At 64.6% G+C, this 12,237-nt stretch carries 17 protein-coding genes; 12 read left to right on the top strand and 5 right to left on the bottom strand.

Annotation, left to right across the window (positions count from 1 at the left end; all coding sequences use genetic code 11):
• Positions 1-507: 507 nt before the first annotated feature.
• From LO763_RS20025 to LO763_RS29145, 6 genes are all read left to right on the top strand, one after another.
• Positions 508-1,263 (top strand): sulfotransferase domain-containing protein, encoded by a 756-nt coding sequence (locus tag LO763_RS20025; RefSeq protein ID WP_369432039.1) that lies wholly within the window; start codon positions 508-510, stop codon positions 1,261-1,263.
• Positions 1,264-1,714: 451 nt separating this feature from the next.
• Positions 1,715-1,879: a hypothetical protein gene (locus LO763_RS20020; RefSeq protein WP_230787849.1), complete on the top strand. Its 165-nt coding sequence runs from the start codon at positions 1,715-1,717 to the stop codon at positions 1,877-1,879.
• A gap of 230 nt (positions 1,880-2,109) precedes the next feature.
• Positions 2,110-2,898 carry a hypothetical protein gene (locus LO763_RS20015; protein ID WP_230787847.1) on the top strand — a complete coding sequence of 263 codons (789 nt, stop codon included), beginning with the start codon at positions 2,110-2,112 and terminating at the stop codon, positions 2,896-2,898.
• A gap of 152 nt (positions 2,899-3,050) precedes the next feature.
• A complete protein-coding gene (locus tag LO763_RS20010; RefSeq protein WP_230787845.1) occupies positions 3,051-3,329 on the top strand; it encodes a recombinase family protein in 279 nt (92 codons plus the stop codon).
• Between the two features lie 33 nt (positions 3,330-3,362).
• Positions 3,363-3,581: a hypothetical protein gene (locus tag LO763_RS20005; RefSeq protein ID WP_230787843.1), complete on the top strand. Its 219-nt coding sequence runs from the start codon at positions 3,363-3,365 to the stop codon at positions 3,579-3,581.
• 137 nt (positions 3,582-3,718) lie between these two features.
• Positions 3,719-4,336 carry an HNH endonuclease family protein gene (locus LO763_RS29145; protein ID WP_369432038.1) on the top strand — a complete coding sequence of 206 codons (618 nt, stop codon included), beginning with the start codon at positions 3,719-3,721 and terminating at the stop codon, positions 4,334-4,336.
• A gap of 93 nt (positions 4,337-4,429) precedes the next feature.
• Here LO763_RS29145 and LO763_RS19995 read toward each other — a convergent pair whose 3' ends face one another.
• The gene (locus LO763_RS19995; RefSeq protein WP_230787839.1) at positions 4,430-4,777 is read right to left on the bottom strand and encodes a hypothetical protein; all 348 of its coding nucleotides are present in this window, start codon (positions 4,775-4,777) and stop codon (positions 4,430-4,432) included.
• Positions 4,778-5,474: 697 nt separating this feature from the next.
• Here LO763_RS19995 and LO763_RS19990 point away from each other — a divergent pair.
• The 3 genes from LO763_RS19990 to LO763_RS19980 all read left to right on the top strand — a co-directional run bounded on the left by LO763_RS19990 (position 5,475) and on the right by LO763_RS19980 (position 6,843).
• Complete coding sequence (locus tag LO763_RS19990; RefSeq protein ID WP_230787837.1) at positions 5,475-5,756, top strand: hypothetical protein; 282 nt, start codon at positions 5,475-5,477, stop codon at positions 5,754-5,756.
• On the top strand, positions 5,753-6,094 hold the full coding sequence (locus LO763_RS19985; RefSeq protein WP_230787835.1) for a ribbon-helix-helix domain-containing protein: 342 nt from the start codon (positions 5,753-5,755) through the stop codon (positions 6,092-6,094). The genes LO763_RS19990 and LO763_RS19985 overlap by 4 nt, the downstream gene beginning before the upstream one ends.
• Positions 6,095-6,483: 389 nt before the next feature.
• Positions 6,484-6,843, top strand: a complete 360-nt coding sequence (locus tag LO763_RS19980) for a hypothetical protein (protein WP_230787834.1) — start codon at positions 6,484-6,486, stop codon at positions 6,841-6,843.
• A gap of 233 nt (positions 6,844-7,076) precedes the next feature.
• Here LO763_RS19980 and LO763_RS19975 read toward each other — a convergent pair whose 3' ends face one another.
• Entirely contained in the window at positions 7,077-7,850 is a 774-nt protein-coding gene (locus LO763_RS19975) for a transposase family protein (RefSeq protein ID WP_230787832.1), read from the bottom strand.
• 126 nt (positions 7,851-7,976) lie between these two features.
• On the opposite strand from LO763_RS19975, the gene LO763_RS19970 reads away from it, so the two are divergent.
• Together LO763_RS19970 and LO763_RS19965 are read left to right on the top strand one after the other, a co-directional pair.
• Positions 7,977-8,783, top strand: a complete 807-nt coding sequence (locus tag LO763_RS19970) for a hypothetical protein (protein ID WP_230787831.1) — start codon at positions 7,977-7,979, stop codon at positions 8,781-8,783.
• A gap of 96 nt (positions 8,784-8,879) precedes the next feature.
• Positions 8,880-9,296, top strand: a complete 417-nt coding sequence (locus LO763_RS19965; RefSeq protein ID WP_230787828.1) for a hypothetical protein — start codon at positions 8,880-8,882, stop codon at positions 9,294-9,296.
• 54 nt (positions 9,297-9,350) lie between these two features.
• On the opposite strand, the gene LO763_RS19960 is transcribed toward LO763_RS19965, so the two are convergent.
• The 3 genes from LO763_RS19960 to LO763_RS19950 form a co-directional block, all read right to left on the bottom strand.
• Positions 9,351-9,965, bottom strand: coding sequence for a hypothetical protein (locus tag LO763_RS19960; protein ID WP_230787827.1), 615 nt, complete (start codon positions 9,963-9,965; stop codon positions 9,351-9,353).
• Between the two features lie 379 nt (positions 9,966-10,344).
• Positions 10,345-11,043, bottom strand: a complete 699-nt coding sequence (locus tag LO763_RS19955) for a hypothetical protein (protein WP_230787824.1) — start codon at positions 11,041-11,043, stop codon at positions 10,345-10,347.
• A gap of 5 nt (positions 11,044-11,048) precedes the next feature.
• Positions 11,049-11,294, bottom strand: coding sequence for a hypothetical protein (locus LO763_RS19950; protein WP_230787820.1), 246 nt, complete (start codon positions 11,292-11,294; stop codon positions 11,049-11,051).
• Positions 11,295-11,621: 327 nt separating this feature from the next.
• Here LO763_RS19950 and LO763_RS19945 point away from each other — a divergent pair, with 327 nt between their 5' ends.
• Positions 11,622-12,152, top strand: a complete 531-nt coding sequence (locus LO763_RS19945) for an SMI1/KNR4 family protein (protein ID WP_230787816.1) — start codon at positions 11,622-11,624, stop codon at positions 12,150-12,152.
• Positions 12,153-12,237: the final 85 nt, after the last annotated feature.

The following is a 12,237-nucleotide window of genomic DNA, read 5'->3' as shown; positions in this document are numbered from 1 at the left end:
GCTGCTGGCTACGTAGGCATCCCAAATGTCAGTCCTCGCCCAGCTCCCGCTGCAAGAAACCGGCAAAGTCTCAGGCCGACAGCGCTTATGAGATTCCCGGCTGCCACCACGCGCTGCGCGAACACTGCGCATCGCACGTCGCGGCATTGAATCCACAGCGGGCTCGACTGCCCCTAGCGGGCCGTCGACCGGTCCATCGCCTGGCCCGCGGACACTGACACCTGATCCTCCAAGGCCGAGCGCCACGGCCATCCATGCCCTGCGTTCCGTGCCCTCGTCGCCGTCATCACTTCCGACAAGGACCTCGCGACTAAGACAGGCTCGTCATGCCGGGAGGCGAAATGCTCCATAGGCGCCTGCTCGCCGATGTGCGTTCTCGGCGCCGTGTACCGCGCGCATGGGCCCTCCCATACGGGCATGGGCATGCAAGATCATTTCCTTGCGTTATCGCCTGGTCGCTCGTAGCGTGCGAGCGTCAACGGTCCACCCCGGACGCACACCGAGCCGATCACGCTCGCGGGCAAGGAGCATCACCGTGACCGCACCCCCCACCCGCTGCCAGAACGTGTTCATGGACAACGCCCGCTGGGATGGCGTCGCGCTCCGCGCAGACGACATCATCATCACCACCCCGCCAAATGCGGCACCACCTGGACGGCCTGCCCCCGCGACGACCGCGTCACCTACCTCAGCATCGGACGCGACCCCCGTAACGTGGCCATCTCGGCCGACAACCACGTCGCCAACATGGACCTGGGCAAGGTCATGGCACTACGGGCCACCGCCGGCGCCCCCGACCTCACCGCGGCGACGGCACCACCGGCGCCGACCCTGTACGAGCGGTTCTGGAACTGGGTGTACACCGACGACGAGCTCATCGACCTCGCCGCGATGCTGCGCCACGTGGCCGGCTTCTGGGAGCGCCGCAGCGAACCCAACATCGTGCTGCTGCACTTCGACGACCTCAAAGCCGACCTCGACGGCCAGATGCGCGCGCTCGCCGCAACCCTGGGCATCACGATCGACGAGCCGGTCTGGCCCGAACTCGTCCGCGCCGCCACCTTCGACGCGGTGCGGAACCGGGCCGCGACGCTCACCCCCGATCAGCCACTGTGGAAGGACCGCACCGTGTTCTTCAACAAGGGCACAAGCGGCCAGTGGCAGACGCTGCTCGACGACGCGGACCTGGAGCGGTACCGGGCCCGCATCAACGAACTCACCACCCCCGAGATCGCCGCCTGGCTACACCGAGACGGCTACTAGGAAACCCTCGGGCAAGGCCGCAGCCCTCGAGGATCCCCCTTCTCTGCTGCGACACCGGACGACGCTGCGCACAGCGCACCACGGTGTAGGAGCAGGCGGCTGGCCGACGTGCGGCAGCGGCGATTGACGGCCAGCCGCTGGCGCCATCGCATACCTCCCCGACGCACTTACCACCCCTGACCGCCGACCGGCACCACCCCGTCTCCCCGGGGAGGCGTGAGCGCTTCCCCGACCTGGCCCCACAGCGGCAGCCTGATCGCCTTGATCGCTCTTGAATCGGCATCGAACAACGCGCAACTCATTTACACCCTGAAGCCGCAGTTCTATCGAGCCGACCGCATCACCTCATCGGAACACGCCGAGGATCGCTCTAAAGGTCCGGTCAACGGATCACGACGGCTCGTGGCGCGACGCTTCGAAGGTCGCAATCGAGCTGGTCCGCGAGGCGAATGTGACCGGCGCCGTCGACAACGGTTTGATCGCCCGTGACCTCACCGGCTGGATGCACGACGCGATGCAGGGCCTCGTGTTCCTCGGCGAACCGATCAACACGGACAGCCTTCACTTTCGGGTCGTGGGCAGGGCGCCTACGTCGGCGGCCACCACCGCGCCCTGACGATGATGCACCAAGGCGTCTGCCGGGCTGTCATCAAGGGCCGTGAGTTGCTCAACCCGCGCACTCGCGAACCTCTCATCTTCGACCGATCGGCACCGGACCGAAGAACAGCCGCTGGTAGTGCTGGTCCCCGTTGGTACTGGAATCTGAGGAAATCCTTGTACCACGATCGGTGTCGTTGGCAGGCACAATGTTGAGGTCATCGTCGACCGAGACCTCTGGAACAAAGAATGACCGATACACCCCTGCCCCCGGCCGAGAAGAAGACCCGTTCGAACGGCGACCAGCCCCGCTGGGCGTGGTGGATGGCTGGGATCGCCATTCCCACCATCGGTATCCTCGTCTCCGTGCTTCTCACGCTTGGATCGAACTCCGAGCAGAACGGCACCGTCACCGACGATTCCGCGGCGGGCGGCACCGAAGCTGAGGGCGATCCCGCGGAGGAAGCCTCATCACTGGCAAGCAGCAGTCATGAGCCGTCGTCACCTGAGTCTGGAAGCACCAACGACAGCGGATCGCCATATGAGCTGGCCCAGAGCGACGTCCCACTGACCATCCAGGCCCCGACCGGATATGCGCCAGTTGCCGCCGCAGGCGGTTGCGGGAACTCCGCCAGAACCCGAATCGATTTCGACAATCTGATCGTCGACACCACCGGCAACGCGGAAATCACTGCGGCGATGCGGTACCAGAACTGCGGCGAGGAAACCTCTCGGCTTGCGATCGAGATGTACGACGGCAATCGCATGGGTGCGAGCAGCATCGAGGAACCGAATGTCGAGGAGTGCCTGCAAGCCGCCCGAAGCGGCAACCTTCCCAACCCGATCACGGTCGAGCAGATTCAGAACGATTCAGTGCTGGTCAAAGACATGCGGTTGTGCATCGAAACCGAAGCTGGGACCGTAGTGCTGCTGCACATCACCGATGTCCAAGCTGTCGAGAGCGGTGGCGACCGAACACTGCGCACGTACACAACGACTGCAACCCAATGGACACTCAGCTACCCGGTCGGGGAGTAGAAGCCTCGCTCTGCACGAACACGAGCGCCCTGCGCATCTGCATGGGGCGAGCGGAGTTCAGACCCTCAACATCCGCCCGGTGTTACGAAATCCGTTGGGAAACACGGGCGTCGGGAAACCTGAACGGCGGCTCCTTTCGCCTCCGATAGCGAGTGGCACTCGGATACGGCCGCGTTTCCACGACGCGACAGAACCTCGCCCGTCAGATCGAAGCGCTCGAGCACGAGGGCCTCCCCGAGAAGCGGATCTTCGTCGACAAGGAAACCGACGCCACCGTCAAGCCCGACGGCAGCAACGCCCTCCTGGCCTACGCCCGCGAGGGCGACACCATCGTCGTTTCCACCCTCGACCGGCTCGGCTGCAACCGCTTCGAAGTCCTCAACCTCGTCCACGATCTCGCCGGGAACGGCATCGGCGTTCGGAACCTCTAGAACCCGACCCTCATCAACACCCTCGACGAGGGTATGGGCCGCCTCGCGTTCGGCATGCTTGCCCGGTTCGCCGAGATGGAACGAACCTTCAACCTCGAACGGCTTCGCCCACGCCCGAGGCGTCGCCGCCCCGGCCGGCCCCGCAAGATGACCGACGACCAGGTCCGCCGCGCCGCCGCCCTCGATGCCGGACACTCCCTCGCCGAAGTCGCCGCCGGCTACGGCACCGCGCTTCGCAAAGCCGGTACATAGTGGAATGCTTCGGGCTAGGGTCAGTGGCGAATCGGCGGCCCGCGCTCCAGCGGACCGCCGCCGCCACGCCACCAAGGAGTACCGTGACCCGCTACCTGCGCACGTCTGGCCGCGCACTCGCGGCTCTCGCCGCCGCCATGCTCGCCGCCAGCCTTACCGCACCAGCGACCGCCCACGCCCAGGCCACCACTGGGGCGACCCTGGCCGAAGCGCTCGCTGCCCTACCGGTCGAGGAGGAGAGCCGCGACGGCTATGACCGGGACTTGTTCCGTCACTGGGTCGATGAGGACAAGGACAAGTGCAACACCCGCGCTGAGGTCCTCATCGCCGAAGCGGTCATGGCGCCCGCGGTCGACGCGAAATGCAAGATCACCGGCGGGCGCTGGTATTCCTACTACGACGACACGTACCTCGACGAAGCAGGCAAGCTCGATATCGACCACCTCGTGCCTTTGGCCGAGGCCTGGGATTCGGGCGCGGCCGACTGGGACAAGGCCCAGCGTCAGGCGTACGCGAACGACCTCGGGCATGACCTCCCGCTGATCGCCGTCACGGCCGGTTCGAACCGGTCCAAGTCCGACCAGGACCCCGGCGAGTGGATGCCGCCCTCCGAGGCGGCCGCCTGCCAGTACGTCTTCGAGTGGGTATCGGTGAAGACCCGCTGGGGCTTGGCGGTCGACGAAGCGGAAGCCGCGGCGCTGGAGGAGATCGTGGCCGACTGCCCCGACGCCGTCGTCACCATCACCGCGCCGTAAGGCCGGCGCTGTCGCGCCAGCACCGGTTGCCGCCGCCCTCGGTCATCGCACCGCCGCATGTGGCCGAGTGCGACGCCCCGGTCCTCCGCTCGGTCAGCCTTTCCAGAACCGCGCAGCAGCCCGAGCGATCCGCTCATGCTGCGCACGGTCGAACCGAGACGCGTACCGGTAGTGCAGCCGCACCACCGGCAGTTCGGCATCGATGCGGAAGACGTTGCCGAGCCACCGCACCGGATGGTCGCCGTCCAGCTCCCACAACTGGACAAGCTTGTCACCGGGGGTGATCGTCATTCTGAGGTGAATATCGGCGGCCTCGATGTCCTCGGATCGGATCCAGCCGATGATCGCAGGATCGGGATATGTTGCGGGTAGTGCGCGTTCCTCGGGGTCGCTCATATCCGGGGTGGCCGTTTCATGCGTTGATGACAATCCGGTGTTCATCATCGCAGATCACGGCGTGCATATGGCAGTCGCACAAGTGGTTGGCGGCGTTGAGCGAGTTCCGCATCTAGCGCCACCACAGGGGCGAACACGAGGCTGTGGTTGCCTGATTTCTCATATAGCCCCTCGCTGAGGAGTGGTACGAAGCCATCGGCTATCGGGGGTTGGGTTGACGTCTGGGACGAGATCCTCAAGTGCGGCTGCGCGTACCTCACCACGCTCAGGTGGCGACGGGTGCAGCGACACCGGGCCTATCAGGAGCTTGCAAACTGCCAGCGTTTTCTCCACGAGCACGCCGTTCAGGAGGACGTTGCCCTTCCCCTGCCATAAGGAGGGCCAGGCGCCGCGTCCGTTGTCATGGCAAGGCCTCTGCGCTGCACCCGCGCTGATGTGAGGTTGTTTGCCGATGACTTCTAGCCAGAGGGGAGGTGCCTGTCAGGGCTCATGGCACCTGCTGTCGGCAACGTGCCCGATCGGGAGAGGAACGCAGCACGCCGATCATCTACAGCATCCCGAACGATACTAATACCCCTTTTATCCATTATTTCAGCGAAAACAGTGTTTCTGGTTGCTGGTGTCTCGGCCGTCAAGGCCGGTGCTGGAAATCGCCAGCGTCCGAACCTCTCCGCATACCGGCAAGCAGCCGCCAAAGACTACCGGTGTACCCCGCGGCGGGGTACGCTCGTAGTATCGGATGATGCCACCGTACGAATGGGCTCCCGGCGCACTGGAGCGCCTACCTGAGGACATCGAACCGTTCGAGGCCCTGCAGGTCGTCATCGACGGCCGCCCGCGACTGCCGCTGCCGGGCATCGCAACGGGCTTCCCGGTCTTGACCGTCATCGGGCGCACCCGCACCGGACGGCCGCTCGCAGTCGTCTGCCGCGACTTGGGCGAAATGACCTGGCAGGTGCTGTTCGTGCGGTGCCTGTCCGACACCGAACTGACATGGTTCACGACCTGGGAGGAGAGGCGATGAGCACCCGAGACGACGACAACGACCTGGCCGTCCAGGCTGCCGCAGACTGGGCCGGGCAGGACTTCTCCACGATCACGCCGCCAGCCCCAGCCGAGCAGCAGCAGCTGCTGAAGCGGCTGCCGAAGGCCGACCCGAACGCACCGATCATGGTCTCACGGTCGCTGCGCCTGTCGACCGATATGGAACGTCAGATCAAAGCGGCCGCTCGCGCCGAAGGGGTGACGGCTTCCGAGTTCATTCGCCGGGCCGTGGAGCGGTCGCTTGCCGGCGCCGATTCGCGTCAGATCAGCCTCGACGCTGCCATCAGGGTCCTCGAAGGCTTGCCGCGCGCCGTCTGACGGTGCAAGGCAGGCCCCGGGCATGGTGGCCGGGGTTGCCCCCTCACGCGAGCGTGATGCACCGCAGATAGGGTCGGTTGCCGCTCGATGACCACCGGCGCACCTGCAGCTGCCGTCCAAGGCGAGCGGCACCACGCGGGAGGAGCAACAACAAGGAAGCAACGAGCACGCACCCGCCGTGAACCCACCAGGCGGTACTGTCATGGTGCAGCCCCGGCCCTCCCCGCCGGTACTTCCTCACCAGAAAGCCTTGGCCATCGCTTCGCCGCCTGCAACCGCTCGCCCCGCACCGCTACGCCACTATGCCGGTCAACGGGCAGCTCGCCGTCGTCCTCATGTGGATGTGGGTTGTTACCGCCGTCTGCACCGGAGTAGGACTGACCACGTTGATGGGCAACGCGTCGCACCAGCTCGACTACGACGGGCATCCACTGCTCAGCGCCGCCGTAACCGCATTCGCGGTACTGCACTGGCTGCAAGTCTGGTTCGTCGCACACGTCACCGTCCGCCTGACCCAAGGTTACGCATGGGCCCGGCGGTGGGCGATCGCGTTGGCCGTTGTCGCGTTCGTGCTCGGTGCGGTGTCCTGGGTGCTCGTGATCGCCGCCCGCTCGGGCGGCGCGGTGCCCGCGCTTCCGGCCGCATGCGGTGGCATGGTGCTGCAAGCGATCATCTTCGGTTTGCTCGTGCCGGGCAACCTTCGCCGATGGGCGAACCGTCAGAAAGCGGCGAACCAGCCCACGTTCTGACGTCCCCGCGGCCGGACGCCACCATTGCACAACCCACTTCGCCGGTCACACCTCCCTTCAAGGGGCACGAGGCATTCGCGAAGGTGTGGTCGACGAAGGCGCCGATGGTGGCCGTCTGTGATCTGAACGCCTTACTCTTTCACGCCGAAATACTTCAGGCAGTTGAGCACTTCTCGGGTCGCAAACCGTTGAGAAAGTGACCGAACGCCAAATGCGCTTGGGCTGAAGTTTTCTCAACCTGACTGCTGCTCTTGATGGTTCAGCGTGGCGTTTGCGCAGGCGATCTGGGTTGCCCGGAAGGGATCACAGCGGAGTTTCCGCAGGACGCGCCACTTCTTGAGCTCGGCGAAGACACGCTCGCCAGGTGCGCGGAGCTGGGCATGGAGGCGGTTGTGCGCCTTCTGATACTCCGGCTTTCCCTTCCCTTTGTGCGGCGTGACGACCAGGTCATGGTCGAGACCCTGATAGCCCTTGTCGGCCAAGGCGAAGAGCCCGAACTCGCGCAGCAACCGAGGCAGCTGCCAGATCCGGGCCGCCTTCGCGTCATGAGTCGACCCGAGCACCGCGCCGGAGACCCAGATCAGGTTCCCGTCCGGATCGGCCAGAGCCTGGAGGTTCATGCCGTGGCAGCGATCCTTGCCTTGGTAGAACGGCCGGTCGGCGGCGAGGCGGTCAGTGCGGATGAGGGTGCCGTCGAGGATGACATGGTCCCGGCCCGAGCGCTTCGCACGCCGAAGCCCCGCCCGCAGTTTCGGCGCCTGGGCGCTGAGCAGGTCGATGGTCTCGTGGATGCGGCGGGCGGCGGTGGCAGTCGAGATGCCGAAGCCGGGTGCGAGTTGTTCGTAAGTGTGGCCTTGGTGCAGGTAGGCGAGGATGAGCAGGGCCTGCCGGCCCGGCTCGGGGACACGCCACCTGGAGCCGATGGCTCGGCAGTGGGCGCGAATGAGGCGGGCGGTGAAGTTCAAGGTCCGGGTCGACAGCGGCAGGGCGGCCTGGTACAACAGCAATCGAAGCTCCTGGCAGACAACGGAAGTAGACAGCTGTTGTTCTATCAGGAGCTTCCTCCTTGCCCCGCAACCGAACTCAACCAGGTTGAGAAGGGCTCACTCGACTCACCCTGCAACAATATGCCAATGGTCCCTCGCAAAGCCCTGCTGTGGTCACTGCTTGCTGCACTCATCTGCGGCGCTGTCGCAGTCGTCGTCGTCACCAGCGTGTGGGGAGGTACGCCGTGGCGCCAGGTGCCTTTCGTCATCGCAAGCCTCCTTATCGGCGCGTTCCTGCCCCTCGTGACAACTGCTGTGGTCCGCCAGGACTCTGGAACACCGTCCAGACAAGCGTCGAAGCAAGACCACACGGCTATGTCCGTGCCGCAGGCACCTTCTCTGTCCTCTCAATCAGACCAGATAAACGCAGTCTCGGAAGCCGGACCCAAGCGCGAGTTCCAACAACGTATTGCCACCATTGACGAAGGAGGGCTGCTCCTCACCGTCGTCCTCATAGTATTTTTGACCTGTGTTGGTGTATCCCTCATGGCTGGCGATCTCTGGCCAGTCGGCATTTGCGCGCTGTCAATTAGCGTGTTGGGTATCGTCTTGATGGCCAATAGTGGCTGGAGGCGGGTTCGGATGGTCCTGAACGCGGATGGCGTGCTGTTGGCATCTCGGGCTCACCAAGTGTGGCTGCCATGGCCTGCGATCGATGCCGTCACCGTGGTGCGCCATCGGCTTGTTCTCGAATCGTCACTACTAACTCACGATGACGCCAACAAGATCGGTGCGCTCCCCCAATTTTCCAGAAGCGGCCATCGTGTTGATCTGAGCTGGACCCCCAGGTCAAGGAAAGTGGTGTTGTTTCGGATCAATGAAATGCCCTACCAGGGGCAAGAGCTTGAAGACGCGATCGAACATTCCTCGGGTCGCTCGTACTTCAGCAAGTGAACGCCGTCTCGACCATAGCGTGCGAGACACTTCTTCTCTGCCTGCAGGAGTACCTCGGCGGTTGGGGCCTGTTCGGCTTCCAGGTACGGTCAAGGCATGGCCCCGGATCCTGACGCGGTTCCGTCCGCGACCGTGCACGCGCTCGACATGCGCTCAACGAACGGGTGGATCCTCGAAGTGATCGACACCCCCGAACACTGCGCCGTCACCGAACCGACCTCCGACCAGGCGATCGCGACGGCACGATCGAAGGTCGCCGCGATCCTCGGCCTCCCGGTTGCGAACATCGAAATACTGATGGCCAACGGCATCTACGACGAGGGCGACGGCACGTGGGCGAAGATCGAGGCCAACCGCGTCGGTGCAATCGCACCCTGGTATTTGCAACGGCGCGATGCTCGGCCGGGTCCAGCCGAGATCGGCGGAGCCGGTCGGCACCGGGCCCCGGTAGGTGAGGCCATGGCGCCACCGCGCGACGCTCACCGCCGCCCACGGCCTGCCGTTCAGCCCTAAATTGAAGCAACTGCGCGAATCGCTCAAAGCCACACACCGCTGCGGCCGGATCGGCTAATCTTCCTCGTTCCTAAGTTCCTCAAGCGAGGGCTCAGGAGTGTTGGACACCCACTCGTCGCATTCCACATATCCTGGCGCCTCGTCGTATTCCCCTCGGTCAGCTGCTTCACCCATGAGTTCCATGCAGCGGGCGTACTCCTCGTCATAGTCGATGAATACCTGAAGCTCTTCCTCAGTGATCGGCTCATTCAGGAGATCGTCGTAGTACTCACAGACTTCATCGGCGGGAGCTATCAGCCAGTCTTCGCACATCTTGTAACCCGGGGGCAACGACTCTTCGGTCGCTGTGAACTCGTCCTCGGGAAACAAGTCGCCGAGATCCCCACCCTCGCCGGATGCTTCCATCTCTCGAGAGATATCTTCCAGCTCCTCGAGGGAATACGCTTTGTCGGGATCGGTGCCGCCCCACATGCATGCAGGGCCGATGTTGCTCTCAAAACCTGGTTCAGTGAACGCGTGCGCCACCCACTCTTCACAAGTCTTCCGCTCAGGCTGCATTGCGATCGTCGCCGCAATAATCCCGATCAGGAGAACCACGGCCGCGCCCGATGCGATGAGAATTCTCTTGCCCTTGACTGAAGTTGCGAAAGAACGGATCCGGTTTTCCATTGTTGCCCCCTCGCCGCCTGAGCCCTCGTGCTGGGGGCGCTTTGCAGCCCGCGAGCCCCAGGCCATCCAGCGCCACGGCAAACCGTCGTGGTCACTCCATTGCCTCAGTGTCCCGCAATGAAATCACCGGTGGACCGAATCCGCGTAAGTTAGAAATCTGGACATTCGGTGTGATTGCGGAATCTGTGGAGCATCGGTCGCTTATCGACCACTCTTGTCAGCATGGTAGGCCTGCTGGGGCCGGACGTCGTTGAACACCCTGCCGTGCTCTGGCCCCGACAACTTGGAGTTGTGGCAGTTGAGAGTGAGCGATTGGGCATCGCGCAAGCATAGGTACGCATGTCCCCGAAACTGGGGGCACGAGGCCTGTCTCCACCGGTTAGGCTGGGGCCCGACGGTGGAGAGGGTAAGCGCGGGCAACGGCGACGCTCAGGCGGATACCAACGCCAGCAGCAAGGAAACCTCCGGCGAGCCACAACATCGATGCGCTACTGGGCCCGGTCTCATCAGTGGCGCGGGCAGCGAGGAGGCCATACGGATCGTATTCGACTTCGATGGTCTCAGGCTTGAGTGGACCGCCGGTGACAAACGAGTCCGGGCCGAACGACCCGGGATCGACTGGGCCTGTGTCGTAGTCGACGGACTGACTGTCGATCCGGTCGGTCACCATGACCGTGACCAGCTCACATGCAAGCGTGTAGGTCCGCTCCCAGTACGTGCCACCACCCCGGGTCTCAACCTCTTCATCGCTGGTGGTGGCCACCGGGCACGCCTCGATGAGGCCGCGCTCGTCCATCGCGTAGTCATACACTCCGAACCACGCCGCCCACACCGCCCCGACCAACGGCCAGACCAGCAGCCACGCCGCCTTGTGCCGGTAACGCACCAGATCGACGACAATGAGCACCACGCCCCAGACGATGCCGAAGCCAATGGCCGCAATCCCATACTCGTCTTCGCGACCGCCGGAGGACGCGCTCGACCACAGGACCCCGAGCACCGTCGCCAGCGCAAGCGGGACTAGTGCGAACTCAATCCATCGATCCGAGACCCGCATCCACGGATGCTTGCGCTTCATTCAGGTCACCTCGATCCCACCGAGATTGACATCGCCTCGGCGGGCGGACCAGTCAGTGCGGTACGACCACCCCACGGCCTGTCACCAAAGTACGCGCAGCTGACCCGCGACAGGCCCATCACTGCAGCGCAGGGTCCGAAGCCCCAGCGCCACAACACGGTTTCGTCAGTACCGGCGAGGGCGTCCGTCATGGGGTACACGGTGTGCTCGCCGTTCGAACTCATCGCCGTCGATTCGATGTCACCAGACATGGGGCGTCTCGTCGAGCACAGGAGGTTCACTCATACTAGTCAGCTGCGCCAGGCACTGCAACGAGTCGAACTCGTTCATGGAACCTCCTCGGCCTGAGCTGCCTCACGGTCGGAAGTGAAGGTCGCCGGGGCGCCGGAGGGGAAGCGTTTGATCAGGTATGCACTCAGGTGCGGGGCCACCTTACCGAGGACCGTCCACACGCACTCTCGTGGTGGCACCGCCCCGCTACGGTGACGATCCGCTCGACTCCGATACCGCCCCGGCGTCGGCGGGCCCAAGCCGCAAACGGCATCCTGGACCTCCGGAACTGAGCGAATGGATCTGCGATGAGCACCAGCGACACCTTGCCGACACTGCTGGCCGCGGCCCTCGACGTCAACGCCCGGCTGCGCGCACTCGAGCCCGGTACCCACGCGAACACGCGCCCGCGCACAGCGAACACCGAAGCGACCCTGCGCACCTACGAAACCGAAACCGGTGAGGCCCTCCCACCGGGCTTTCGCGACTTCCTCCTGGCCGCCGATGGCTGGAAGGCCTGCTATTTCGGCATGGGCCTGTTCGGCCTCCCTGAACTGCGCGGCGGCGGCAACTGGGCCGAAGGCCAGGAGTTGCTGCGCATGTATGAGGACGAAGAGGTGCTGGAGAACATCGGCATTGACCCCGCCAACGTCATGCCGGTCGCGGCCGGGCAGCGGCTCAACCTCATCGTCATCCACCGATCCGCTACCGCCACCCCAGGCCGCGTCGTCTGGATCGACGCCGGCGAAGCGCTCGGCCGATTCGAAGACTTCCGGGCTTGCATCGAGCGCATAGTGGCGGTGAAGCGGCGGCACCTGGACCGCGTTGCCGCGCAATAGTCTTGCTCGCTGTCTTTCGGCCTGTCGCGGTGGCCCTCAGACCACCGGGGCACGGTCGAGATCGGTGACGTCGACGTTGCGCTCC

This window comes from Glycomyces amatae (assembly GCF_020991375.1).
Lineage (GTDB): Bacteria > Actinomycetota > Actinomycetes > Mycobacteriales > Micromonosporaceae > Glycomyces > Glycomyces amatae.
Note: the sequence above shows the minus strand (reverse complement) of the source record. Positions and strands in the feature narration are given on the sequence as shown.